Raw genomic sequence first — 23685 nt, forward strand, 5'->3', positions numbered from 1 at the left:
GCTGCCCCTCGCAGCCTGGAGCTTTTTGTTTAAAAACATTATCCTAAAGGGAATAGATTTGAAAATAAACTAAGGGAGCAAATGTCATTGTCTTTCAAGGATCTTCAACTGTCCGATGTACCAAAAAGTTCGTGGATACTTATCATTGCTGGTCTGCTCGCACTGTTTACGACTGCTTTTTTATTTCTCGAGATGGGTGAAGAAGTACTCGAACAGGAAACGTTTCGGATCGATCAAACAGCTCAAAATATTGTATCAGCGCTCAACACTGATATCCTTCAGTCTGCGATGGGAGTGATTACGGAGGCCGGATCGGTAACCTGGCTGACAGTCGGTGCCGCACTTACCACAATCTATCTGTTGTTTTTTTCATCTTTCAGCAGATGGACTGCTGTTTATTTTGCCGTAAATATGATAGGCATCAGCATCATCACCACTATTTTAAAAAACTTTTTCTCCCGGCAGCGCCCGGAAGTGCTCGCAGCCTATGATGGGACCGGATACAGCTTCCCGAGCGGTCATTCTACAGGCGCTGTTACTTTTTACGGTTTTCTCGCCTATCTCGTTATCCGAAGTACACTGGCTACTGTATGGAAGTGGGTATTCGGAGTATTGCTGGCGCTCGCTGCTCTGCTTGTCGCCGTCAGCCGTATGTTTCTGGACGTTCATTACTTTACAGATGTGCTCGCAGGCATTTCAGCCGGCTTATTTTGGCTGCTCATCTGCATCATTGCCCTCGAGCTTACGCTTTGGAACAAATACCGCAGACAAACCTAAATGAAGCCCCCGGCACAAAGACGCCGGAGGCTTCATTTATTTGTATTTATGCGTTCTGCATCTGTTCTGCTTTTCTCGCTTCGATTTTTTCCTGCACATCGTTTGCTGTCAGCCCCTGCTCTTCCATATAACGATTCCTTGGATGAGTCATGCATTCTATCGTGCAGCTTCTCATATACTTATGCTCATTTTCCTCAGAGCAAATGATTTGATTATTGCAGTCAGGATCCGCACAGTTAACGTACCGTTCGCACGGTTCCCCGTCAAAATGATCCCTGCCGATTACGCGATGCTCGACCTGGTTGATCGGCACGCTGATACGCTGGTCAAACACGTAGCATTTTCCGTCCCAGAGCTCTCCTTTTACTTCAGGGTCCTTTCCGTAGGAAACGATGCCGCCATGCAGCTGCGCCACATCTTCAAATCCTTCTTCTTTCAAGAACCCGGAAAATTTCTCACAGCGGATGCCTCCGGTACAATAGGTTAATATTTTTTTACCTTCAAGCTTTTCCCGGTTTTCCCTCACCCAGTCCGGCAGCTCCCGGAAGGCGTTAATATCCGGGCGAATGGCTCCCCGGAAATGCCCGAGATCATATTCGTAATCGTTTCGGGCATCAAGAACGATGGTTTCGTCGCTTTGAAGCGCCTCGTAAAACTCCTTCGGGCTCAGGTGTTCACCAGTCTGTTCATTTGGATTGATGTCATCTTCAAGATACAGCGACACCAGCTCTGAACGCGGACGCACATGCATTTTTTTGAATGCGTGTCCATCAGCATAATCCACCTTGAATTCAGTGTCTTTAAAACGTTCGTCCCCTGTCAGCTCCTGCATGTATGCTTCTGTCTGTTCTACAGTGCCGGAAACAGTACCATTAATGCCTTCTTCCGCAACAATGATCCTCCCCTTCAACCCAAGCTCTTTACAGAAAGCCAGATGCTCCGCGGCAAAGGTCTCAGGGTCTTCCACGCACGTGTAATTGTAATACAGTAGCACCCGGTACGATTGGTTTTCTTCTGTCATTTGTTCTCACCTATCCGGAATATATTTGCAAGATACATTCCTGACTCCCTGTCTTGCAATCAGGAAGCCTTGTCACACAAGGGTTTTGTTTCATGCCCTTTTAAATTTTTATGAAAAACGCCCACACAGCGCCCATGTTATTTAAAAAGCATAACAAAACCTCAATAAAAATCCCCTGCTGCAAGCGGGGGATTCTTGTTGTGCGCAGACATATTATATAAAAATTTTCCTGTACCCGCAAATGAAAAAGTTTTCTGAACAAGAGGAGAGAATTGGTTTTTCCTTCTCTATCTGTGTCCTCTTTCAGTTTTCAGCAGATTATTTTACTGTTTTCTGCTTTTCTGCACATTTTCAAAAATCCCGGTGCCTCCCAGTCCAGCAAGCACTCCTGCCCATACGCGTTCTGCCAGCACAGCATTCGTGTACGGAAAAGGAACAAGTGCCAGGGCTGCCCCGATCCCGAGCGTGAGAAGGGGGATATACTTTTTCGGCAGCGGGAGCGCCTGCTTTAACAGCTGCATCAGTGCCGTACTTGCCGTACCGATGAATGACATGTACAGAAGAAATTCCGGACTGACTTCCATTTTCTCCGCCTCCTCTTTGTTTTTATTCTCCCTGCAAAAGGCATGTATGCCTCTGTTTTTAAACCGTCTTTTTAAGTTGAATTTACAAAAAATAAAAAAGGCCCGGTATAATCCGGACCCTGTGTATATACTATTTAATTTGGCTTTTTGTCTTCCGCTTCCCCTTTATTCAGTCAGCGGTTCTCGCGCAGGCATGGCGCCTGCCTCGATATATTCAGCCATTCCACGCACGATTTCCTCTGCTCCGTATTTCTTCGCCTCTAAGGGGTACATCTCTTCAACCGTTTCCAAATAAAAGGAAAGGTCTTTATTACGGAGAAAATGGGAATAGTATTCACGTTCGCTCTGGAATTCGTGTCTTGATCTCGTTTGAGCAACAGACTGCATTTCAATGTCCGCTAAAGTACGGACCACCTCTTCAAATGTTTTCATGTCTTCACTCCTTTTCATAGGATCAATGACACGGAAAAGTACAATGCATGAATAGAAGTATATTATAACACGAAAAGGCTTATGAATCATAACGAGTTGGCCAGAACGGTGATAATATTTCTCCGTACCGGGCAGCTTCCGTCTATTTTCCACAGGCATCAAAAGTTGACAAACAAAACTGTAATATTTATAATTACAGTATAAACATTAACAATTCTTTTTACCCGGAGAGATACGTATGAACAGCCACTTTTCTTTAGCTGTACACAGCTTGACGCTGCTCGCCCATCAGCCGGAGAAAGCTGCCTCAAGCACTTTCATTGCTGAAAGTGCCTCTGTGCATCCGGTCCGGATCCGTAAGGTGTTAAGCCTGCTGAAGCAGCATGATTTGATTCAGTCCAAGGAAGGCGCGGGCGGAGGCTTTGTCCTTTCCCATCCTCCAGAGTCCATCACATTGTGGGATGTATACCAGATCACATCAAAAGGCACTCTGCAGCCCCGGTGCCCGGATGAAAATCCCGATTGCTCCGTTGGGGCTAACATGAAATATGTGCTGGGCAGTGTTTTTTCGGAGGGTGAACATGTTTTTGGAGAACACCTTGATCAGTTTACTATTGCCGACATGCTGAAAAAATGTATCACAAATTAACTGAGCAATGTTTTTGCAATCAAAAACAGGGAAATGTATAGTTATAGATAATTCAGATTACAACACTATTAATTAATAGGTAATCCTTAGGAGGTTACGCGAATGTTACCAACAAACGATATTATTTCGGTAGGAGATTGGGTTCGAGGAACCACCATTTATGGTGAATTGGTTGTAGGCTATGTAGAAGCAATTGAAGAATCTTATCAAACAATTAAAGTAAAAGTCATCTCCTCTGATAATCAGGATATAATGGAAAAATCAGCTGAACTGCTGCTCCATAAAGTAAGCAAGCTGAATACCGTACAGCCTGTTTCAGAAGATGAATTGTATGACCTGATTGATCTTGCATTGGTCACCAATGATAAACAGTGGTTTTTGGAACTCACTGCCGAATTGAATAATAAAGCAAATGTCCGCTCGTCTAACGATTCCTCCTACGCGCTGTCGAATTACAGCGAGTACTAGGAAATTCCGGCATATTTACTACAATAGCCCTTTGCAGATTTACTGCGAAGGGCTTTTTTGCATCTGTATGTTTGTTATTCCTTAATTTGAATATTCATCTTCTGTTCGAGGGCCTGCTGCAGATGAGCAAAGGTTCTTACTTTACTGAAATCAATCCCAAGCCGAACGGCTGTTTCTGCAATTTCCGGGCGAATGCCGGTAATAATGATTTCCGTGCCGATTAAACTCAGCCCGTGATGCAGGTTAAACAGCTGCTGAGCCACCATTGTATCGATGATCGGCACTCCGGACATATCAATGATCAGGACATCGAGTTCAAGCTTTGCCACCTCTGTAAGAGTCACATCTTCAATCATTTTCGCCCGGTGTGTATCAATATCTCCGACAAGCGGGAGGACACCAATATCCCCTATTAATTTAATGATCGGCACACTCAGCTCCACCATCATCTGCTGCTGTGCCTCCAGCTGGGCTTCATTCATCTGATAGTAGTATTGGTTTACAAGCTCCAGCCCCTTTTCAAACACCGACTGAATCTTCTCTGCCCATTCAGCCACCTGCAGCGGGGAAATCTCGTCCCCCCGTTCTTTAAAATAGGTGGACAGACGCTTCCAGAGATCAACACGCCCGACTCTGAAAAACTCTACCGAATAAAACCTCGGCCCCTGGTTTTCAAGCCCGTCCATCGCTGTGAGCTGCGCCCAGTCAGTAAGTGACGGTTCTTCCCCTATTACTGCTTTTGCCGTTTCCTGAATGAACCCCTTGAGTCGTCCCCGGAATGCCTCCCTACGGTCGGCATCGTTCGGGTAGATAGCTTCCGACTGCGCTTCAATATCTTCCATCCATGTAGTCACGATCTCTTCTGCATTGTCTAACATGAAATTGTACAGTTGTTTACTCAACGCCAATAATCCTTTCTGTCATTTCCTGTATTTAATATATTTTAAAATACATAATCAAAAAAATAAAGCTGTCTTATTGATTTTCGCGTTTTAATCTATCAATCCACTCCGCCTCCAGCAGTCGTTCCACATTCGTCTGGTCCATACTCCATTCCCATACCTTTTCCTGAAGCTCTCTATCACGGGCATGAGGAGCAGTATCTTCTTCAAAAGAATCAATAAAGTATCGGCCATGCACGCCGTCCACTTCACGGGAAGCGGCAAGATACACCGATGTTTCCGCACCTTCTGCAGCTGTGCGAAGCATCGGCCGGATAGCCTGATGAATACGGCGCCCAAAGCCTGTAGACCGGTCCACTCCAAGCATGGTACTTACCCCGCCTGGATGCAGGGCATTAACACGAATATCTGTCCCTTCGAGACGGGAAGCAAGGGCGTATGTAAATAAAACGTTTGCCAGCTTTGACTGGGCGTACCCTTTCCATGTGCCGTATCCCCTGGTTAAATGAGGGTCCGGAAAATGAATGCTTCCATATTTGTGGGCTCCTGACGAAACATTGATGATGCGTGCCTCTTCTGCCGAACATTCAAGAAGAGGCAGAAGCTGCAGTGTCAGGGCGAAGTGTCCCAGATGATTCACGCCGATCATGCTTTCAAAACCGTCTTCGGTAAGCTCTCTTTTCAGTGATACGACGCCGGCATTGTTAACCAGTACATCCACACAGGGGACGATCTGTTCGAGCTGACGCACAAAGGTATGTATATCCTGAAGAGAGGACAGATCACAGCGCATCACCCGCACACATGAAGCTCCGGTACTGGCCTTTATCTGCCTCATGGCTTCTCCTCCGCGCTTTTCGTCCCGCACGGCCATGATGACATTAAATCCCTTCACGGCAAGCTGTTTCGCTGTTTCGAATCCCATTCCGGTGTTTGCTCCGGTAATGATGGCTGTTTTCTCCATAGTTTATTCTCCTCTGGAATAGTTTTGTTGCTTTTCCTATACCCATTGCCGCTATTGTTCACTCTTTGTACTGTACATTTCCTGAAAATTCTCTTTCTTTTTTGGAATAAACAGGAATATTCATAAAAGAAATAGAAGCTGTACAGTGAATGAAAATCTTAATACTTCTAATTGAAAAAGGGAGGGATTTTTTGAAACTGCAAAATCAAACAGCAATCGTCACAGGAGGGTCTTCCGGTATTGGAGAGGCAACGGTACGCCGGCTCGCCGATGAAGGAGCATCTGTCGTTATAACCGATATCAATGATGAACTTGGCAAAGCACTCGAGCAGGAATTGAAGGACAACCATAAAAACGTCAAATACATGCACATTGATGTTACTTCCGAAGATGATGTTTCCCGAATGATCCGCGAGACCGCCAACCAGTTCGGCTCGGTAGATATTGTTTTTGCCAATGCAGGTATCGGGGACACAAAGCCTATTCATGAACTAAGCTACGAGGAATAGAAAAAACTGATGGATGTCAATTTAAACGGTGTATTTTTAACTGACAAGTACGCTGTCGAGCAAATGCTCACCCAGGACGGCGGCGGTAAAGTCATTAATAATGCAAGCATACTCGGCCATGTAGGCAGTGATTCCATTACTTCATATAGTACAGCGAAAGGCGGCGTAGTTAACCTGACGAGAACGTTGGGAGTGACATATGCCAAAAAGAATATCCGTGTCAACTCTGTTTGCCCAGGTTATGTCGAAACCCCTCTTGTTCAATCAAGCCTCGATGAAGAGACTCTGCAGCAGCTTGCCAGTATGCATCCAATCGGCCGATTAGCCAAACCCGAAGAGATCGCTTCTGTTGTCTACTTTTTAGCCAGTGATGATGCCTCATTTATTCACGGGGCAAACCTGCTCGTAGACGGAGGATACACCGCCCAATAAATCTTTTGTCATATTATCTTCCAGCACTATTGAAGTTTTTTTCATTCCCCGGTACGATGCAGGTATTACTATTTACCCTTCGTATATATTCAACAATTGGGTTGAACGTTTCTACTGGAAACCGTAATTTCCAACTACGAAGAACGTCTCTTAGGGCGTTCTTCGTTTTTTTATGCTTATAAAGGGGTGTTTACAATGACCACAATCTTAATCCGGCAGGCTGAAATTATGACGATGAATGAAAACAATGACATCGTACTTGGAGACATGCGTATCGAAAATGAATGCATTAAAGAAATTCGTCCTTCTTTAACCCCCTACCCGGGAGAAAAAGTAATCGAAGCTTATGGACGAACCATACTTCCCGGCTTTATCCATACTCATATTCACCTGTGCCAGGCGCTGTTTCGCAGCCAGGCGGATGATCTTCAGCTGATGGATTGGCTGAAGGAACGCATATGGCCAATGGAAGCTGCCCACACTCCCGATTCTATCTACGCATCAGCGATGCTCGGCATCGGCGAATTGATCCGGAGCGGCACGACCACAATCGTCGACATGGAAACAGTCCATCATACAAACGCTGCCTTCGAAGCCATAGAAGCTTCCGGCATCCGGGCTCTATCCGGCAAAGTTATGATGGATAAGGGGGATGAAATGCCTGCTCCCCTGCTTGAAACAACGGACCAGTCCGTCCAGGAAAGCGCCGATTTGTATGAAAAATGGAACGGGCGGGATAACGATAGAATACGATACGCATTTTCACCACGGTTTGTTGTCTCCTGCTCTGAACCGCTGCTGCGCGAAGTTTCCCGGCTGTCCAATCATTACGGGGCGTATGTGCATACACACGCTTCAGAAAGCCAGGGAGAAATAGAAATTGTTGAAGCTGATACCGGTATGCGCAATGTGACATATTTAGATCATCTTGGCCTTGTGCATCCGCGCCTTATTCTCGCCCACTGCGTCTGGCTCGATGACCATGAAAAGCAGATCATTAAACAAAAGGGCGCTCATATCAGCCACTGTCCAAGCTCCAATATGAAGCTTGCTTCCGGATTCGCAGAGATCCCGGACCTGCTTGATCACCATCATAATGTCAGTCTCGGCGCCGACGGCTCCCCGTGCAACAACACGCTCGACATGTTTCAGGAAATGAGAATGGCTGGTCTCATTCATAAACCCTCCTATGGCCCAACCGCCATGAATGCCAGACAGGTTCTTCGCATGGCAACTATCGAAGGCGCGAAAGCGGTCGGCCTTGACCAGGAAATTGGGAGTATTGAAATTGGCAAAAAAGCAGATTTGTCCATTCTCAATCTTTATGATTTTCATACGTATCCGAGTGAAGGAGCAGATCCATACTCCCGTATCGTCTACGCCGCTTCCAAGGATCAGGTGGAAACCACCATCGTGAACGGCCGGATTGTAATGAAAGACCGCAATATGCAGACCATGAATAAAAATGACGTGCTTAGTAATGCAAACAAAGAAGCAAAGCAGTTATTCCACCGGGCCTCCCGGTATATGTCGAATTCTTTTGCATAAATTATGAGCAATCTCCTCCCTGCCAGCTGGAAATTCTGATATGCTGATGACGGAATAATAGCGCAGAAGGAAAGGAAGAGAAGATATGCTTAGTGCAAAACGAGGAGATATTACCACTGTCACCAATGTCGATTATATTTGTAATGCTGCAAACGGGGAGGGATCGATGGGCGGCGGCGTTGCCGCTGCCATCAAAAAAGCTGGCGGAGAGACTATTGAACAGGAAGCAGAAGCCTACTGCAAAGAGCACGGGCCGAAGCGCGGCGAGCTTTACGCGACCACGGCTGCCACTCTCCCGTATGAAGCCATCCTTCATTTAGTGACGATGGAAGCCCCGGCGGAAAAGTCGAACTACGACGTGGTTTATTCCTGTCTGCAGTCGTTAATACGCTACTGCCAGGAGAATCACATCTACCGGGTCGCCCTTCCGGCTCTCGGAACTGCCACCGGCGGCCTTGATCCTGACACTGTCGCGATTTACTATCGGGAGCTGCTGCACAATATACGGGAAATTCAATTTATCGCTGTTGATATGGATGAAACGTTCATTCAGGCGCTTGAAGCCGAATAGCGCAGATGCAGGGCCCCGGGGTTTTTACCCCGGGGCTTCTCGTATAATTTTTTTCAAACCTGCCCCTCTCCTTTATTTCCCTGTGCTTTCTGCTTCCTGCCGGCCTGCAGTCTGCACAGCATGAACAACAGCAATGGCAGCCACGAAAATGGACGGCACGTACACCGTAACGAGCAGACTTGCGTACAGCACAAAAAATAACACCGCCCAGAGATATTTTTTAACATACACCTGTCCCGCCCCTGGAATTAAAAGCGACAACAGCCCTGCTATCCACATCTTTTTGTTTTTCATATTTTATCCCTGCCTCCTAAAAATTTTTAGTTCTTCATGAATATTAATAATTCTTCAGCCGATATAAGAATTAATGTATCACCCATACTTTTATTGCACCGGGAGGCTATTAATATGCTGTTTTCAGCAAAACCATCATCTGCACCAGCTTCACAATTTCCAGGGGACGCCCATTCCGGCAGCCGGATCAGGCTTTCCCCCGGGAGCGATCTGCACCGTCAGCTCCAGCTGATTCATCTAACCGACCATGACCTCTATATACTTTCCGAACTTCAGCCAGTCATTGCTGAAAACATCGAAGCTATTGTTGAAGCCTTTTACCGCAATCTTAAGAATGAACCAAGCCTGCGCGCTATCATTGAAGAGCACAGCTCGGTCGAACGGCTGAGCCGGACGCTTGCTGTCCACGTGCAGGAAATGTTTCAGGGGACGATGGAGGATACTTTTATTCAAAAGCGGCTCAAGATTGCCCAGGTTCATTTACATATCGGCCTTCTGCCAAAATGGTACATGTCTTCATTTCAAGATATGGAGCAGTCCATCCTTCATTTTGTCGACCAGCACCTTACCAGCCGGGCTGATTTTCTTCCAGCGGTTCTTGCAGTTACGAAAATCATTAACCTCGAGCAGCAGCTTGTACTTGAAGCCTACGAGGAGGCTCACCTTACGCTTCACAAAGAACAGCAGGCTGTGAAAGACCATCTTCATGAGCAAATTTCTGTCACCACCCGCTCGCTCCGGGAGGTTTTTAACCAGACAAATACCTCTGTGGCTTCGCTTACTGCGACTTCCAACAGGGTCGTTACCATTTCAAAAGAAAATGTTAAGAGCAGCTCCGGGGCCGCTTCCCAGTCCGAGGAAGGCAAGCACGAGCTCGAACAGCACGGAAAGCATATGAAAAGCCTCCAGGAGCTCATGGATTTTATGCGCACGGAAACAGGGGAACTTAAAGCAATTGCCGCTAAAATTGATGATATCACAAACATCGTCACCGGGATTGCTGAGCAGACGAATCTTTTGGCCCTGAATGCTTCCATTGAATCTGCCCGGGCCGGCGAGCACGGCCGCGGATTCGCAGTGGTAGCTACAGAAGTCCGTAAGCTTTCCGGTGAAACAAAAAAGTCAGTGGATACCGTATCTGAACTTGTCCGGAAAACAAATGACCAGATCCAGCTTGTGAGCAATCATATTGAAAACGCGGACAATCAGATTAGTGATGGCACAAAACGGGTCCATGAAATTAACAGCATGTTTGACGGTATCGTGCAGGAAATGGCAAAAAGCCGAAAGCAGAGCAATGAGACTGAGGCAGAAGTTCATTCGCTTATCCAGGAGCTGCGTGAAGTCGAACAGGCCATTTCCCGGGTAGGCAGCTCTGTCTCTTCCCTCCATGATTTAACCCGGGAATAATTACCCCCTGTTCTCATGCTATACTTACACTATAGCCAGAGAAAAGGAGGCCCTCAGATGGAATCTCAGGAACAGCCTACAGATATTACAAAGCAGTATTTAAACACCTACGGGGCGTTAAAGAAAAAATATCCTTGGCATCATTCGGACGCCCGCATGTTCATGCTGATGGCATCGATGTATTCCCTGCACCACAAGTCGTTTGATATTGAGCGGTTTGACCGTCTCCAGCAGACGATTAAAAAGAACAACAGCTGGTTTTCACCGCTGCGCTCCCACCAGCGCTTTCCAATCGCTGGTATGCTTGACTGTTTGGCTGAGAACCCCGGAGACAGCTGGAGCGGTTTTAAGCAGCTGTACAGCCAGTTGGTTCAAGGACCGTGGGGGCGCGGCACTTCTACGTACGCTGCCGCTTTATCATATTACACCTTCTTTCGGGACGATTTTTCAGCTGTGCCGGCGTTTAATGCCTGGTACGAGTTTCTGCAGGAATCCTTTCCAGATTTAACAAGCGCGGATTATTATCCTCTGCATACGCTTTATATTCATCAGTTTCCCGGAAACAAGGAACAGATGATTGAGCATATGAACAGCGCCCATCACCAGCTGCTCGAACGGGACTTTAAAAAAGGAACTCAGCTTCAGTACCTTTCCTTTTTAGCCGCTCTGAATCTCGAAAGTATAAACGAAGCTGCATACTTTGAACGTTTTGATGACATTCTTGGCCACTGGCAGTCCGGACAGTGGCACATACGTCCGTTCTATTACTCGCTCCTCGGAGTGCTCGGATTTACAGCTTCTTTTTCTTCCATTATTGATGATGCCCGCAGCGTTCATGCCCTGCTCGCTGAGCAAAGTGAGTTCCGGCGGTTTCAGCATTTTGCGGTTCATATCTCCATACAGATTGCTGTGGCCCGTCACGCTTCTCTACAAGGCGAAAGCCTGCCTCAAGCATTAATCGACGCCCAGCGGGCTGTGGCTCTGCAGGCACTGAATTCCTCAACTTCTGCTTCAACGGCGATAACCCTTTAAAACAAACTGAAGGCGCACACTGCCCGTGCGCCTTCTTCCAATTTATAACTGTTGCAATTGTTACAATTGTGCTACGATAGTTTCTGCTTATTTACATACATTCAACGTCTCATCAGTTCGCAGGGAGGGGATTCAGATGCCACGTTTTTATTCTTTTATTACAATGCTTTTTTTCTTACTATTTATAAGCGGCTGCGGCATGCTTCCTTTTTCTGCTGATTCCGGCGAGAGCGATAAGGAAATATTTGTCTCCCCTTCAGGAAATGATGAGCAAAACGGCACTATCGATGCACCTTTTCAGTCTGTTCAAAAGGCCGTTGATACCGCAGAAGCCGGTGATACTATTTATTTAAGGGAAGGCACTTATCAGGAAAATGTGAACGTGAGCCAACAGGGTGAAGAACAGCTTCCCATCACCGTCCGTTTAAAAATGAAAACGTTCATTTAAAAAACGCTGGTGATCAGCCATTTTTCTCTTTAGAAGATACCGAATACATAACGATTAAAAAATTTACCTTCCATCAGGAAAATACGGCCTCTGTGATTGCTTCCTCCGGAGAAACGCGGGCCCTTCAAATACTTGATAACCGTTTTATATCGTCTCAAAAAGCGGAAGAAGAGCCTGGGGCAGCAGTCCATATAGCCAGCTCAGATGCAGACAGCATTCACGAGGACACGATCATAAGCGGCAATACTGTCGAAAGATGGAAGCATGCCCCAGCCTTTGCACTCGAGGGAAACATAGCTTCGTTTACAGTTTCCCACAACCGCTTTGAGAAAACATCCGGAACCTCTCTCGATCTTCAGGCGGTTCCCGGAGAAGTAAACGGCCGAGCCCCGTCCGGAGGTGTTGTGAAAAACAATATTATTAATTCCTCGAACAGAAGTACCGATCCGGCTGTCGCAATCGAGGGGGCCGATGAGGTCACTTTTTCACATAACACTATAAGTGGAGGGTCTGTTGGGACATTTATCCGTAACACCTCCTTTGCAGAAACAGAGGACCTTTCGTTCAAAAATAACGTATGGCGGGACCAGACGTCGGCTGGAACGGCTCTGGTTCAGGGACCTGCTCAACGCCCAATCAGCCGCGTCTCTTTTTCAGAAAACACCTGGAAAAATGCGCACGGCAGCCGGGACTCCGCCCAGCTGCACATCCAGTCCTCCATACGACATTTAAGCGTCATCAATAACGACTTTGAAGGCTCTACATTCAACGGATTTTATATTGATGCCACTGAAGACATCAGCAGCTATGTTACCCTGAAGGATAATTCCTTCCCTTCTTCCTCCAGAGCTGAATGGAAGTGGGAGGGGCGTGAATTCAGGGATCTTGTTACATTCCAGCAATATATCGAACAGGATGCCCCCTCCTCTTCTTCTGAAGAAACTGAGTAGCAGCTCTTACAGCTGCGGGGCCCAATGTGCAAAACCTGTGCAGCAGCTGTGCACAGGTTTTTCTCTTTCTATTTCCAGCCTATTGTATAATGACAGAAGAACCGTCCGAAGGAGTGATAGTATCAAAAGCGTAACTGCTTTTATTAAAAATTTATTCTCAGAATTAATGAAGGACAACGCTGCCGGTCTTGCTGCTCAGCAGGCGTTTTATTACCTTTTGTCCATTTTTCCGCTGCTTATTTTGTTTCTATCACTTCTTCCTTACTTTAATATCGATGCTGACCGGGCTGTAACACTTTTGTACCAGTTCGTTCCTGCAGAGGCTGCCTCTCTGTTCCAGGACACGATTGAAGATACGATAAACAGCTCGAGCAACGGACTGCTTACCATTGGGGTTATTGGCACAATATGGACAGCCTCCAACGGGCTGAATGCTTTTATCAAGGCGGTGAACGGAGCTTATGATGTTATCGAAACGCGATCCTTTTTCAAGGTGCGGCTGTTATCTGTCGGTTTAACCTTTGGATTAATGCTTTCTGTTATTATTGCGCTCTTTCTGCCCGTGTTCGGCAATTTAATTTTATCGGCAGTGCAATCATTTATTTATGTTCCGGAGGATACTGTTTTTCTTGTGCAGCTTCTGCGCTGGCTTATTACTATTTCGATCACTTCCGTCATTCTCGCCATGCTTTACCATCTTGCACCAAACAATAATATGCCTTTTTGGTCTGTTCTGCCGGGGGCAATGACAGCGACGCTGCTCTGGCAGGTAATTTCGCTTGGATTTTCCTTTTATGTCAACAACTTCGCCAACTACGCATCCACGTATGGCAGCCTTGGCGGCGTCATTGTGCTGATGCTGTGGCTTTTTCTGGTGGGACTGATTCTAGTCACCGGGGGAGAAATTAATGCTCTTATCTACCGACAGAGGAAAAGAAAACATCCCGCCCCCCTGCTTCATGATTACTATTAACCTCTCCCGGTTCTGCATTGGTAGAACGTGAGTGATTGTAGTATACTAAACAGGCAAAAGTGTAGAAAAGGAGAGCCCATACATGAGTAAAAAAATGATTTTTTTCGATATCGACGGAACGCTGTACGATGAAAATAAACAGCTGCCGGCTTCTACCAGAGATGCTATTCAGAGGCTCCGGAGTAAAGGCCATGAAATCGCGATATCCACTGGAAGAGCCCCTTATTTGTTCGACGATCTCCGGGAAGAGCTCGATATCCACACGTTTATTTCGTTTAACGGTCAATTTGTGAAATATAATGGAAATGCTATTTATCAAAACACGATTCCAACCGCAAAACTTCATTCTCTGCAGTCCTTCGCTGCTGAAAAAGAGCATCCGATTGTATTTATGGGCAGCAGTGCCATGAAAGCTAATATTGAATTCCATCATGATATTCATGACAGCATTACGACGCTCGGCGTAGAGCATCCCGAATTTGATGCTTCGTTTGCAGAACAGAACAATATTTATCAGGCCCTTCTGTTTGCCCGGGAAGACGAGGAAGACCGTTATGTAGATCAGATGCAGGAGCTGCGGTTTGTGCGCTGGCACCCTTACTCACTCGACGTTATCCCTCCTGGAGGATCTAAAGCAAACGGCATCAAAAACCTAATCGCTGAAGCCGGTATTGCGCTTGAGGACTGCTATGCCTTTGGAGATAATTACAACGATGTGGAAATGCTTCAGTACGTGCCAAACAGCGTTGCCATGGGAAACGCTCCAGATGAGGTTAAAAGCTACGCCCGCCATATTACGGCTGACGTGGGCAACGACGGCATTGCACGCGGCCTGGAAAAAGTAGGCCTGCTGTAGCACCCCGGGGTTATTAACAGCAAATAATAACAGGAAGCCCCTTTGAAAAAAAGGCGGCTTTTTTTCTTTAATAAGCAATGAAACAATTTCGGTAAATGAAATTATATTTACCCCTAAAAAAAGAAGCTCTAATCTGTATAAGCTTCTTTTTGATTCGATGGTTCTGATAGTTTTGACTGTTCCGTTTGTTCCGAAGGCTTCGGTTCCTGCTCAGGGGGATACAAATACTGCTGAAAAGCCTTTGGTTTATTTGTAATAATCCCCGTGACGCCGGCATCTATTGCTTTTTTCCAGCCGCTTTTTTTATCAATAGTATAAGGAATGACTTCGAGATCCGAATTAATAGCATCGTCAATCCAGGATTTATCGATCGTGCGATAATGAGGATGAAGCTCTGTAGCCCCGACGATTTTCGCGTATTCACACGGGCGATACAGGTGCACCGCGTAAAGGATAGCGATATTGACCTCTTCGGACAGCTCCCGGACATAGGCCATCGACCGGTGGTTAAAGCTTGACACTGTAGCTGATTCTATTTTCTCATAGTCGTTCAGCAGGTTAATCACGGCTTCTTCAAGACCTTTATGAGCAATGTTGGAATTTTTTAATTCGAGCACAAGCTTCATTTCCTCCATGCCTGTTTCCCGCAGAAGCTGCTCCAGACTGACGATTTTTTCCTTTCGGTACCTTTTATGCATCCACGCGCCCGCGCTTAAATCCTGCAGTTCTTTGTATGTATATTCATGAACGCTTCCGGAAGCACCGGTCGTACGTTTCAACAGCGTATCATGGATCAGTACCGGAACCCCGTCTTTTGACAGCTGCACGTCTGTTTCAATGGCATCTGCCCCGTCTGTGACAGCCTGGCGGAAAGCCGACATGGTGTTTTCCGGGCGGCGGTCTGAAGCTCCCCGGTGCGCTATAATTGAAGTCAAAATATCTTTCCTCCCTGCACATAACCGTATAAAACCCACTCTGTGAGAGCAGGACCCAGTCGATGCCCTACTTGCCGGTTATAATCGTACTTTTCTGCTTCCTTCGCCTGCTTTTCATAAATCCTATCTGCAGTCTAAGCTTCTCTTAGTTATATATTCACATTACGGGCTTTGAAAATCAACCATTAACGTTTTCTATAAAAATTGAATGGCCTTCAAACAGCCTTTTATGATCAGATTTATTTTAATTATTATTCTGCGTTTTTTTAGACAGAATATATCTTTCACTGATACCAAAGTAACGCATTTCCCCGCTGCCGTTCGGCGAAAAGGAAGATAAGCCCGAAGATACGTTTGTTTCTTTTGATAAGCTGGTGACCTCTTCGTGCATCTGAATCGTCTGAATGCTCGATTCTGTATCATACCAATGGTATCCAAACAGACCAGCAATCCCCAGACCAATCACTGTAATAATTGCATAAAATTTCCCCATGTCCCCCACTCCAATTGCGTTCTATATGATAAATAATGCTATGAATGCAGCCCCCTGCCGCAGATCCATTCATTTTATATAAGCTTCTAATTATCAGCCTATATTATACACCTCAAAGATGATACAGGCTTTAATCATTTTTCGTTTTATTTATGAGCTTAGACCTAAGAAATACAAAAAACTCCGCCGGGGCGGAGTTTCACAAAAGCATGGAGGTATTTAACAGGACAAGCGCAAGCAGCGAGCTTCCGTATAGCAGGGAACAAAGCTGCCTGTTTTCTTTTGCATCTGCACCCGTGGTCCACAGTCCATAAAACAGATACGTGAGCACAGCAAACAACATCAGGGATAAAACAATAATAATCATTTTAGCTCCCTTCCCGCTTTTTGTCAGAATCTTTAATTTAATTTTAATGTATGCGTTCGGTCATTTCAAACCTTTTTCGCTTTTAGACACATATTTTCTCTAAGGCAACTTTTAGACCGGACCGGATGAAACAATAAACCCCCGGGCCTGGGCCCGGGGGTAACTTATATATTATGGCGCCCTAGGCAGGATTCGAACCTGCGACCTACAGCTTAGGAGGCTGACGGGAGACGCTGATGCGAACGAAAGGTACCGAACAAAAACCGATAAGGACAGGCGTTTTGTCGATAGAAACGAATGAAAAACAGGAAGTTGGGGCAGAAATAATGAAATTCTGCCCCCTCTCTGCCCCAAGTGGGGTAGGTGGAAATATCACCCAAACGTGTGTCCTCTTGTATCAATCAACAAGTCTCCTATAATGAAACCACGTCATCTACTTCCTGGATGACATTACTGCTTACTTGCCCCGCTTCTTCCGGCGGGGTCTTTTTATGTACCCGCCCGGGCTTTGCCGAACCCGGGCTTCGATAGCAAAAGTGTACCACGTTCGTCTTTAGGCTTCTTGTTCCGTTTCTTCCCTATAAATAGGTGCGCCTTGTTCTTCTTCCGTTTCATAGTCTGTGAACGCTTCTTCGAGGTCCGCCAACGGGTCTTTGCCTTCCTGCTTCACAAACCGGTTGTACCCTTTCTGAATGTTCGAGCGAACCACCTCCTCATCGACGGTGATGTTGTACTTGCTGAGCATGCCATTGACGATGTCCACGGCACGCTCAAACTTTTCCGCGCCGGCTTCGCCTTTGAAGCGTTCTTCTGCCAGTTCGGCGGCGCGTGCCGCTAACGTCTCGACAATGCCGAGGTCATCTTTCTCTTTGAGTGTCTTGATCCATTTTCTCAAATGCGGCGTAACAAACGCCAGCAACGCCGACCCTGCGAGTCCCAGTAACGTGAGTGCGATTTCCACTAAGCTGTTCGTGAGTACATCCATGTTATCCCTCCATTAAGATAATGCTTTGGTGAGTGCTTTGCGGGTAGTCGGTCCATATACGCCATCGACTTCATGGGGCACGTGCACGCGCTGAAAGCGACGGACGGCATCTTCCGTATTTGCGCCATATATTCCATCGACGCCGTTGTTCTTCGCAGCCTTGTTCGGGTAGAAGTACACGCGGGTAAGGGCTTGCTGCACCTTGCGAACGTCATTGCCACGATCTCCTCGCTTCAGGATCCCGTTCGGAAGACCGCTGCGGTTGTCTTTCGCATCTTTCCGCATCGCTTGCAGCGTCTGCGGCCCGGGCACGCCATAATACGTCGCTCCGCTATGAGAAATATCGTTGTCGTCCTGATAGTCACGTACTGCATCCAGGGTGTTCTGGCCGAACACCCCGTCGGCTTTGCCGGCTTTGTAACCGAGGTCGTTCAGCAGCTGCTGGATCTCTTTTACGTCGTTGCCTTGCTTCATCCACCAGTTGCTGTGGAAATCCGCAAAGGATTCGCCGTTGTACGTTGGCGTGCTGCTTTTCGTTGTGGAAGCACTGGCGACCCGGCTGCCACCAACCGCTTGCCCCCTGCGAGCTGCGGAGCGTACCACGTCCATATCAATGCCCGGGCAGGTTTTGTACACGCGCGGGAATTCACGGTGCCCTTTGAGTCGGCTTACCGGAAGATTGAGTTCGTCTTTCAGGTCAAGATACAACTCCATGAAGGATTTCTCCTGCGCCTTTGTGAAGCTGTCTATCCCGACCAGGCAGATATGCACCGACTTCGTGTTGTAGCCCTTCACGCCGTTCGTGATGACGTTCAGGTTGTAGTTGCGCTGAATGGTGCCATCGCGCAGTATCACGTAATGATAGCCACCGGCGGAACTCCATCCCAGCGTACCTCTCCAATAGCGCTCGAAAGCTTGCGTATTACCGCTCGTGGTCGCCGAGCAGTGCCGCACAATGTACTTGATACGGCTGAGGGAACGCTTGTTGTTGCCCCCGAAGGCATGTCTGCGTCGATCAATGACTTTTGCCATATTACTTGTCCTCCTCTAAGATCGCGTCGCTTGGACGCTGTTTGGTATCGGTGTTGCTCACAAACGCCGTCGAGACAAAACAAAATGCCGCAATGGTTAAGGTGATGCCGGTCATTAAATTAGGAAACTCCGTCGTGTTAATCACAAACAAAAAGACAAAAAACACGCCACTCAGCCCGAGGCCGATGTAGCGGAACGCCCGAACATTTAACAGCAAGCCGATGCCCTGGCTGAATGCCGCCAGAAAGCACAACAGCCCCCACGCCCCCTGGGGCATGATGGCCGTCATCAGCTGGTAAAACTCGGAGTTCTGGCTGAAAAAATCAAACGACACCAGGGTGATTGCTTCCAGCGCGACCATGACGAAGATGAACGGTTCAAACAAAGGTACGTTTCTCACATAACCCCTCCTCCTTTCATTAAAAAAGCGTCCAGAGGTAAGTCCCCAGACGCCCAAGTACCGCCATGACCGTACCGACGAGCACGGTGCCGATGACTTTGTTCAATATGCCCTTCCACCAGTTCTCGCGGTCCATCCAGCGCTTGATTTCCCGCTCCGCGCGTTTCAGCCGGACGAGGATGCCGGTGTCCGCGTCGTTGATCTGCTGCTCCATGTCGTCGATTCGTTTGCCATGCTTGCGGACTTGTTCTTCCGTGCGCCATTGGCGAAACTCCGGTGGCCAGTTGTTTTTGTCGTTATCCATCGCCCCCACCCCCTAGTCGTTGCACATCGATGTGCTCGCCTCCTTTCGGGTTTTCGCTCTCTTACCGAATGTATTCATATAACTCGCTCATGGTTACTAGCCGCACGTTGGAGGCTTGGATATGATCGAGGAGTTCTTGATACCGCTCTTTTTGCCCGCCTGCCGTTAATTCATGCCCGTACAGCGTGGCATACAGCCCGTATTCATCGCATATATCAATGACCTTTTTGTTTCGTTCCAGCGTGGTCTCATCCCCAATGTCGAAGCTTGGTACCACACGCTTATTGACCCCTTTGGTCAGAAACTGATTGGTCGTCCCTCGAAGCGTCTTTCGGTAAGCGCCCCAGACTTCCCGAAGTAGTTTGTTATGCCCGCCGCCGGGGTAGGCATGGTGCTCCGGGGGAGGTAAATTCAACACATCACGGAAATAAGCATTCACGTTCTGCATTTCCTGGTGCATCGCATCTACGCTTAATCCTGTGCTTCCTCCATTCGGGCCGCCTAACGTATGCGTATCTGAATGGCATTGCAGTTCCCAACCATGCTCAATCATTTTTAATTGCTCGGATGGTGTTAAACGCGTGGGCCCGTCATACGAGGAAACGATATAAGATGTTCCTTTTGGTTCCATCCCGCGGTTAATCTGTTCCTGGACCGCTACGGTTAAATCGGTTTTAAACCCATCGTCGAAGGTCAGAGCAATCAACCCTTGCCTCATAGTAATCCCACCCTTTCAAAGTAACGAACGGCATCCGGGCGGCGAACATCCACAGCATCAATTTCCACTTCTGCAAACAATCCTCCAAAGTAAAAATCGCGGGCCTGCGTACTTGCTCGCATGCGGTGCCCCAACGACAACTGCTCCAAGCCTTCTGAAGGAGCCTCCAACGTTTCGTCTAACTGATGCTCCACCGTCACGTTTCCATCTTGAACGACTGTCAAAAACAACCCTTCCCCTGGAATCATTTGCGCGTAGAGGCCTAACAATTCCCCAGGGTTGTACGTCAGGGTATGCCGCACAAACATAGCCGGTTGGTTGGTTTTATTGACCTCAAATTGAAACCGCGCCCCGTCATAATAGAGCACAATGCGATTGCTTGCGTCTTCATGGACGTACCACACGTAGTGAGTGCCCTCGGTGTACACTTGCTCCGGACGCAGAATAACCCCGATGCCAAACTCTTTGGAAAAGACATCTGAAATATTAATATGCGCCTGGTCTTCGCCGTGAAGCACACGCAACCCATGCTTTCGTTCCAATTTCATGCTTTCATACACTGGCTCATTCACCCCATACTCGTTCCCTTGCGCGTCTGTGGTGGAGGTGGGCCGGGCGTGAATAAATGCTTGTTCATTGTGTTCCCAGGTTCGTTCGGTCACCGGCGAACGGTAGAGGGAACGATCCAGGGTGTACACCATGCCGTAGTAGTCGTTGTAAATCCGATTGATGATTTCATTGACGACGGGAGAGAGTTGATTTTTTTGTATGGTCGCGGGTTTGATGACTGACCCATCCGTGCGCCACCCCACATACGGTTCGTAGGACGTTGCGGCGTCGCCCTCTTCTACTTGCATGGCATTCACACCCACTGATGTGCGAAAGGACACGCGGATATATGCAGCGCCGGCTGGCGTGGTAAATGTGCTGGTGATGGTATCGTCCCCGCTTAGGAACGACTGGTCCTCGTCGTAAAACGCCACCCGGTTGTCGCTGTCGGAGGTCATGGTATAGACAGCCTCTTCATCCACTTCCATGTAGTCACTAATCGTAAAGCTGGATGATCCCACCGGGGCCCCACTGTTGATGCTGACGTAATACCCCGCCACGGCTGCTGCTGGGTTGAACATATTCTTTCCGTGTTCAAAAAATGTGGTTTTTTTCGGCGACACGGACGCATTACGCGGAATCGACAACAATTCAAAGGACGAACCGGCACTTCCTTCAATCGCCTGAATGGCTTCCTCGTTTAAATCATCAAGGCTGATGGCAATGGTCTTGTCACGTTTGTTTCGCAGTTTGGATTCGGTATCGTTCCGTTCCGCCCTTAGCCGGTCGTGCAACACATCATATCCGCCACGGGCGTCCTCGATTTCGCCAATGGTGCTTGTTTTAATAATTTCCCGGCTAATACGTTGTTGTGCTGCTTCCAGTTCATTCACCATCAAGTCCAAGTTTTCCATTAAATTAATTCGAAGCTCCCTGTGCATGTTTGGAAGGTGTAACAATCGCAACATTTATTCCGCCTCCTTTCTAACAAGAACCGCGTAACCATCTTCGTCTCGTTCAATCCGGTAGTCGCTCAAGACAATGTCCTGTTCTTTTGAGAACGTCTGCTTGATGCAGTGGTGATAGCTCCGGTCCGGGATCACTTCCCTGCCGACACGGGCGCTGCCAGTCACATTGCCATCGCTATCGGTGTCGCATAAGATAAACAATTCTTCATCCATACAACCGCCCCTTTCTCAGCCGGGTATATACCCATTCAGCGGAGTTGCTCGTGCGGAACTCCAGCTGCACCACGAGTAGTTTATTCATGTTAAACGGGACGCCGAGATCAATAATGATGTCGCCGCCCTGGTTTTCTTCTGTGGTGTTGCCTCCGTAGCTCCAATTCGACTGCCGGATCTCATACGTTTCACCGGTGCCGGGATTGAACGCCCGGACCAGGCAAGTAGCACCGCCTTCCCGCACCTGCGCCACGTTCAGCTGCAGGTACCGGTTCGTGTGGTTAAACTCGAAGAAGCCCCAGGTGCGGTAACTGTTGCTTTTGGTCCGCAGCCACCGCCCGATCCATTCGATCGTGTTGCCTTCCACGCGCATCCCTTCGATGTACGGCGGATACGCCGGAAACATGGTGCCTGCTTTCGTGGTATAGCCGTCGATGATTTCCTGCCGGCCGTCCGCGCCGTAGACATTGAACGCCCCTTTGTAAGCAGTCGCTCCGCCCGGCTCGATGACGAACTTTTTGTCGGGGTCGTCCACGTCCTGCCACACGGCCTGCTCATCATCAATGTAGAACAATCCCCGGCTCCCCTCGATGCGAACATTTCCGGTGCGAATAGTACCGGTCCAGATCGCGGTAGCGTTCAATCCCTGCGCCGTGAGCGCGTTGTCGTAAGTGCTGCCCCCATCGGTACTGATGCCGACGCCGCCAGCCGTGTACAGCATGACGTTGTTTGGATCGTTTTTATCAACGGCAAGCACGCTGCCATTGGACAGGATGGTAAACTCCGTCTCGAACGATTGGAGCTTGTCCGTGGTGAATTGGACCACATCGGACAGCCATTCCAGTTTCATCGGCTTCTTGCCTTCAATGGCGTCGCTGATGGCTTTGATCGTTTTTTCCTGCCGGCGCTGCTGATTCTCCACGTTATCGAAATTGGAGAGCGTCACGTCGCAGTCAATCACGTCAAGGTGCGCGTTAAACTCCTCCATAATCTCCACCATGCGGGTGCGGAGCTTGAGCCCCATGCGCCCATCGACCAAAAAGACCCGGTCCCCTTCTTCGGGACGGGCGCGGTCGTAACCTTGGTCGCGCAAATCGTGAAACTTGAACGTAATCGACGTTTTCAGGCTGTTATCGACTTCCTCTTTCACTTTCTCAAGCAGGTTTTCTTCAATGGTGAAGCGTTTGTCCTCGATGATGACCTTGCGGCCTTCGCCGTATACATCCGCCAACTTGGAGCGATATTCCACCCGCGCCAAGCGTTCGCCCGTGTCCTCGTCCACCTTGCCCAAGCCAATACCGACCGTGGCGAGGTCTACGGCATCAATTTCCCGGTTCACGCTGTTCACATTGAACTTGTAGCGGTATTGGAAGTCCGTGTCGCGTCCGATTTCCGGTACAAGGGTAATGATCGGGCCTTCTACGGTAAATTCTGCACCGTATCGCTCCATGGCCTCTAAGAAGAGGTCGCAGGCGTCGCTTACGCCGAAGTTTTCAAACTCCTTCGATGGAAACTCGCCCTGAATGTTGAATTGGAACGGCGCATCCGCCAAAATGAAGGTTAAACACTCGTTAAAACTCATCGTTTTGGAGCGTTCTTCTTCCACCGGGATGTTTCGCAAGGTGTCGTAGAAGGTATGCACGCACGAAAACTCGCGCTGGTAGTCGTTACCGTCGGCATCGTCGCTTGTGAGGAGCACCTTGTACTCGTCTCCCAGGAAACCGACGGTCCAGAGCTCGCCAATGGCATCAAAATAATGGTCATTCGCCCGGGTACGGTAAAGGGTGAAGGACAGCTCCTTTTCGCCATTCACGCGCTTGGTGCGTTTCATGTTCGCAAAGCCCGACAGGACCTTTTTCTTGCCCTGTAGGTTCGTGATCGTGGGTTTCATGTGCTGTCCT

27 protein-coding genes, 2 pseudogenes and 1 riboswitch are annotated in these 23685 nt (G+C 48.1%); of the genes and pseudogenes, 12 read left to right on the plus strand and 17 right to left on the minus strand.

Features of this window, described 5'->3' with window-relative positions; all coding sequences use genetic code 11:
* Window positions 1-87 precede the first annotated feature (87 nt).
* Window positions 88-777 (plus strand): phosphatase PAP2 family protein, encoded by a 690-nt coding sequence (locus tag ACTTK7_RS06360; RefSeq protein ID WP_462866715.1) that lies wholly within the window; start codon window positions 88-90, stop codon window positions 775-777.
* A gap of 46 nt (window positions 778-823) precedes the next feature.
* Here ACTTK7_RS06360 and trhO read toward each other — a convergent pair whose 3' ends face one another.
* The 3 genes from trhO to ACTTK7_RS06375 all read right to left on the minus strand — a co-directional run bounded on the left by trhO (window position 824) and on the right by ACTTK7_RS06375 (window position 2814).
* On the minus strand, window positions 824-1798 hold the full coding sequence (trhO, locus tag ACTTK7_RS06365) for an oxygen-dependent tRNA uridine(34) hydroxylase TrhO (protein ID WP_462866716.1): 975 nt from the start codon (window positions 1796-1798) through the stop codon (window positions 824-826).
* Window positions 1799-2121: 323 nt separating this feature from the next.
* Entirely contained in the window at window positions 2122-2382 is a 261-nt protein-coding gene (locus ACTTK7_RS06370) for a holin (RefSeq protein ID WP_462866718.1), read from the minus strand.
* 165 nt (window positions 2383-2547) lie between these two features.
* On the minus strand, window positions 2548-2814 hold the full coding sequence (locus ACTTK7_RS06375) for a hypothetical protein (protein WP_462866720.1): 267 nt from the start codon (window positions 2812-2814) through the stop codon (window positions 2548-2550).
* A 238-nt stretch (window positions 2815-3052) separates the two neighbouring features.
* On the opposite strand from ACTTK7_RS06375, the gene ACTTK7_RS06380 reads away from it, so the two are divergent.
* Together ACTTK7_RS06380 and ACTTK7_RS06385 are read left to right on the plus strand one after the other, a co-directional pair.
* Window positions 3053-3463, plus strand: a complete 411-nt coding sequence (locus tag ACTTK7_RS06380; protein WP_462866722.1) for an RrF2 family transcriptional regulator — start codon at window positions 3053-3055, stop codon at window positions 3461-3463.
* Window positions 3464-3565: 102 nt separating this feature from the next.
* Entirely contained in the window at window positions 3566-3931 is a 366-nt protein-coding gene (locus tag ACTTK7_RS06385; RefSeq protein ID WP_462866724.1) for an IDEAL domain-containing protein, read from the plus strand.
* Between the two features lie 74 nt (window positions 3932-4005).
* Here ACTTK7_RS06385 and ACTTK7_RS06390 read toward each other — a convergent pair whose 3' ends face one another.
* On the minus strand, window positions 4006-4833 hold the full coding sequence (locus ACTTK7_RS06390) for an STAS domain-containing protein (protein WP_462866725.1): 828 nt from the start codon (window positions 4831-4833) through the stop codon (window positions 4006-4008).
* A 73-nt stretch (window positions 4834-4906) separates the two neighbouring features.
* Complete coding sequence (locus ACTTK7_RS06395; protein ID WP_462866727.1) at window positions 4907-5797, minus strand: SDR family oxidoreductase; 891 nt, start codon at window positions 5795-5797, stop codon at window positions 4907-4909.
* A 191-nt stretch (window positions 5798-5988) separates the two neighbouring features.
* Between ACTTK7_RS06395 and ACTTK7_RS06400 the strand changes: the two are divergent.
* The 3 genes and pseudogenes from ACTTK7_RS06400 (at window position 5989) to ACTTK7_RS06410 (ending at window position 8857) form a co-directional block, all read left to right on the plus strand.
* Window positions 5989-6738 (plus strand): annotated as a pseudogene (locus ACTTK7_RS06400) (SDR family NAD(P)-dependent oxidoreductase).
* Window positions 6739-6797: 59 nt separating this feature from the next.
* Window positions 6798-6895: riboswitch (purine riboswitch) on the plus strand.
* 38 nt (window positions 6896-6933) lie between these two features.
* Window positions 6934-8286, plus strand: coding sequence for a 5'-deoxyadenosine deaminase (locus tag ACTTK7_RS06405; protein WP_462866729.1), 1353 nt, complete (start codon window positions 6934-6936; stop codon window positions 8284-8286).
* 85 nt (window positions 8287-8371) lie between these two features.
* Entirely contained in the window at window positions 8372-8857 is a 486-nt protein-coding gene (locus ACTTK7_RS06410; RefSeq protein WP_462866731.1) for a macro domain-containing protein, read from the plus strand.
* Between the two features lie 72 nt (window positions 8858-8929).
* Here the strand turns inward: ACTTK7_RS06410 and ACTTK7_RS06415 are convergent, their stop codons facing one another.
* A complete protein-coding gene (locus tag ACTTK7_RS06415; protein ID WP_462866733.1) occupies window positions 8930-9151 on the minus strand; it encodes a hypothetical protein in 222 nt (73 codons plus the stop codon).
* A 114-nt stretch (window positions 9152-9265) separates the two neighbouring features.
* On the opposite strand from ACTTK7_RS06415, the gene ACTTK7_RS06420 reads away from it, so the two are divergent.
* The 6 genes and pseudogenes from ACTTK7_RS06420 to ACTTK7_RS06445 all read left to right on the plus strand — a co-directional run bounded on the left by ACTTK7_RS06420 (window position 9266) and on the right by ACTTK7_RS06445 (window position 14820).
* Complete coding sequence (locus ACTTK7_RS06420) at window positions 9266-10561, plus strand: protoglobin domain-containing protein (protein WP_462866735.1); 1296 nt, start codon at window positions 9266-9268, stop codon at window positions 10559-10561.
* 57 nt (window positions 10562-10618) lie between these two features.
* Complete coding sequence (locus ACTTK7_RS06425; RefSeq protein WP_462866736.1) at window positions 10619-11593, plus strand: DUF4003 family protein; 975 nt, start codon at window positions 10619-10621, stop codon at window positions 11591-11593.
* Between the two features lie 136 nt (window positions 11594-11729).
* A complete protein-coding gene (locus ACTTK7_RS06430; protein WP_462866738.1) occupies window positions 11730-12041 on the plus strand; it encodes a DUF1565 domain-containing protein in 312 nt (103 codons plus the stop codon).
* 41 nt (window positions 12042-12082) lie between these two features.
* Window positions 12083-12991, plus strand: a pseudogene (locus ACTTK7_RS06435) (right-handed parallel beta-helix repeat-containing protein); the annotation flags it as partial.
* Window positions 12992-13073: 82 nt separating this feature from the next.
* On the plus strand, window positions 13074-13964 hold the full coding sequence (locus tag ACTTK7_RS06440; RefSeq protein WP_462866900.1) for a YihY/virulence factor BrkB family protein: 891 nt from the start codon (window positions 13074-13076) through the stop codon (window positions 13962-13964).
* Between the two features lie 82 nt (window positions 13965-14046).
* Entirely contained in the window at window positions 14047-14820 is a 774-nt protein-coding gene (locus ACTTK7_RS06445) for a Cof-type HAD-IIB family hydrolase (RefSeq protein ID WP_462866740.1), read from the plus strand.
* A 128-nt stretch (window positions 14821-14948) separates the two neighbouring features.
* On the opposite strand, the gene ACTTK7_RS06450 is transcribed toward ACTTK7_RS06445, so the two are convergent.
* The 11 genes from ACTTK7_RS06450 to ACTTK7_RS06500 all read right to left on the minus strand — a co-directional run bounded on the left by ACTTK7_RS06450 (window position 14949) and on the right by ACTTK7_RS06500 (window position 23675).
* Complete coding sequence (locus ACTTK7_RS06450) at window positions 14949-15755, minus strand: glycerophosphodiester phosphodiesterase (RefSeq protein ID WP_462866741.1); 807 nt, start codon at window positions 15753-15755, stop codon at window positions 14949-14951.
* A gap of 244 nt (window positions 15756-15999) precedes the next feature.
* Window positions 16000-16248, minus strand: coding sequence for a hypothetical protein (locus ACTTK7_RS06455; protein ID WP_462866743.1), 249 nt, complete (start codon window positions 16246-16248; stop codon window positions 16000-16002).
* A gap of 199 nt (window positions 16249-16447) precedes the next feature.
* Window positions 16448-16615, minus strand: coding sequence for a hypothetical protein (locus ACTTK7_RS06460; protein WP_462866744.1), 168 nt, complete (start codon window positions 16613-16615; stop codon window positions 16448-16450).
* Window positions 16616-17168: 553 nt separating this feature from the next.
* A complete protein-coding gene (locus tag ACTTK7_RS06465) occupies window positions 17169-17600 on the minus strand; it encodes a phage holin, LLH family (protein ID WP_462866745.1) in 432 nt (143 codons plus the stop codon).
* 12 nt (window positions 17601-17612) lie between these two features.
* Window positions 17613-18632, minus strand: a complete 1020-nt coding sequence (locus tag ACTTK7_RS06470; RefSeq protein WP_462866746.1) for a peptidoglycan recognition protein family protein — start codon at window positions 18630-18632, stop codon at window positions 17613-17615.
* A gap of 1 nt (window position 18633) precedes the next feature.
* Window positions 18634-19032 (minus strand): hypothetical protein, encoded by a 399-nt coding sequence (locus tag ACTTK7_RS06475; protein WP_462866747.1) that lies wholly within the window; start codon window positions 19030-19032, stop codon window positions 18634-18636.
* A gap of 19 nt (window positions 19033-19051) precedes the next feature.
* Window positions 19052-19336: a hypothetical protein gene (locus tag ACTTK7_RS06480; RefSeq protein WP_462866748.1), complete on the minus strand. Its 285-nt coding sequence runs from the start codon at window positions 19334-19336 to the stop codon at window positions 19052-19054.
* A 61-nt stretch (window positions 19337-19397) separates the two neighbouring features.
* Window positions 19398-20054 (minus strand): polysaccharide deacetylase family protein, encoded by a 657-nt coding sequence (locus ACTTK7_RS06485; RefSeq protein ID WP_462866750.1) that lies wholly within the window; start codon window positions 20052-20054, stop codon window positions 19398-19400.
* Complete coding sequence (locus ACTTK7_RS06490) at window positions 20051-21571, minus strand: hypothetical protein (RefSeq protein WP_462866751.1); 1521 nt, start codon at window positions 21569-21571, stop codon at window positions 20051-20053. The genes ACTTK7_RS06485 and ACTTK7_RS06490 overlap by 4 nt, the downstream gene beginning before the upstream one ends.
* A complete protein-coding gene (locus ACTTK7_RS06495) occupies window positions 21572-21784 on the minus strand; it encodes a hypothetical protein (protein WP_462866753.1) in 213 nt (70 codons plus the stop codon).
* Window positions 21777-23675: a prophage endopeptidase tail family protein gene (locus ACTTK7_RS06500; protein ID WP_462866755.1), complete on the minus strand. Its 1899-nt coding sequence runs from the start codon at window positions 23673-23675 to the stop codon at window positions 21777-21779. Before ACTTK7_RS06500 ends, ACTTK7_RS06495 begins: the two co-directional genes overlap by 8 nt.
* Between the last annotated feature and the right edge of the window lie 10 nt (window positions 23676-23685).

This window comes from Marinococcus tarijensis, from assembly GCF_054971385.1.

What these genes read in the sequence shown, in the direction of transcription:
- trhO (WP_462866716.1), bottom strand. Translation starts at nt 1,798, where the DNA reads ATGACAGAAGAAAACCAATCGTACCGGGTGCTACTGTATTACAATTAC.
- ACTTK7_RS06370 (WP_462866718.1), bottom strand. Translation starts at nt 2,382, where the DNA reads ATGGAAGTCAGTCCGGAATTTCTTCTGTACATGTCATTCATCGGTACG.
- ACTTK7_RS06375 (WP_462866720.1), bottom strand. Translation starts at nt 2,814, where the DNA reads ATGAAAACATTTGAAGAGGTGGTCCGTACTTTAGCGGACATTGAAATG.
- ACTTK7_RS06380 (WP_462866722.1), top strand. Translation starts at nt 3,053, where the DNA reads ATGAACAGCCACTTTTCTTTAGCTGTACACAGCTTGACGCTGCTCGCC.
- ACTTK7_RS06385 (WP_462866724.1), top strand. Translation starts at nt 3,566, where the DNA reads ATGTTACCAACAAACGATATTATTTCGGTAGGAGATTGGGTTCGAGGA.
- ACTTK7_RS06395 (WP_462866727.1), bottom strand. Translation starts at nt 5,797, where the DNA reads ATGGAGAAAACAGCCATCATTACCGGAGCAAACACCGGAATGGGATTC.
- ACTTK7_RS06405 (WP_462866729.1), top strand. Translation starts at nt 6,934, where the DNA reads ATGACCACAATCTTAATCCGGCAGGCTGAAATTATGACGATGAATGAA.
- ACTTK7_RS06410 (WP_462866731.1), top strand. Translation starts at nt 8,372, where the DNA reads ATGCTTAGTGCAAAACGAGGAGATATTACCACTGTCACCAATGTCGAT.
- ACTTK7_RS06415 (WP_462866733.1), bottom strand. Translation starts at nt 9,151, where the DNA reads ATGAAAAACAAAAAGATGTGGATAGCAGGGCTGTTGTCGCTTTTAATT.
- ACTTK7_RS06420 (WP_462866735.1), top strand. Translation starts at nt 9,266, where the DNA reads ATGCTGTTTTCAGCAAAACCATCATCTGCACCAGCTTCACAATTTCCA.
- ACTTK7_RS06425 (WP_462866736.1), top strand. Translation starts at nt 10,619, where the DNA reads ATGGAATCTCAGGAACAGCCTACAGATATTACAAAGCAGTATTTAAAC.
- ACTTK7_RS06430 (WP_462866738.1), top strand. Translation starts at nt 11,730, where the DNA reads ATGCCACGTTTTTATTCTTTTATTACAATGCTTTTTTTCTTACTATTT.
- ACTTK7_RS06445 (WP_462866740.1), top strand. Translation starts at nt 14,047, where the DNA reads ATGAGTAAAAAAATGATTTTTTTCGATATCGACGGAACGCTGTACGAT.
- ACTTK7_RS06455 (WP_462866743.1), bottom strand. Translation starts at nt 16,248, where the DNA reads ATGGGGAAATTTTATGCAATTATTACAGTGATTGGTCTGGGGATTGCT.
- ACTTK7_RS06460 (WP_462866744.1), bottom strand. Translation starts at nt 16,615, where the DNA reads ATGATTATTATTGTTTTATCCCTGATGTTGTTTGCTGTGCTCACGTAT.
- ACTTK7_RS06465 (WP_462866745.1), bottom strand. Translation starts at nt 17,600, where the DNA reads ATGGATGTACTCACGAACAGCTTAGTGGAAATCGCACTCACGTTACTG.
- ACTTK7_RS06470 (WP_462866746.1), bottom strand. Translation starts at nt 18,632, where the DNA reads ATGGCAAAAGTCATTGATCGACGCAGACATGCCTTCGGGGGCAACAAC.
- ACTTK7_RS06480 (WP_462866748.1), bottom strand. Translation starts at nt 19,336, where the DNA reads ATGGATAACGACAAAAACAACTGGCCACCGGAGTTTCGCCAATGGCGC.
- ACTTK7_RS06485 (WP_462866750.1), bottom strand. Translation starts at nt 20,054, where the DNA reads ATGAGGCAAGGGTTGATTGCTCTGACCTTCGACGATGGGTTTAAAACC.
- ACTTK7_RS06490 (WP_462866751.1), bottom strand. Translation starts at nt 21,571, where the DNA reads ATGTTGCGATTGTTACACCTTCCAAACATGCACAGGGAGCTTCGAATT.
- ACTTK7_RS06495 (WP_462866753.1), bottom strand. Translation starts at nt 21,784, where the DNA reads ATGGATGAAGAATTGTTTATCTTATGCGACACCGATAGCGATGGCAAT.
- ACTTK7_RS06500 (WP_462866755.1), bottom strand. Translation starts at nt 23,675, where the DNA reads ATGAAACCCACGATCACGAACCTACAGGGCAAGAAAAAGGTCCTGTCG.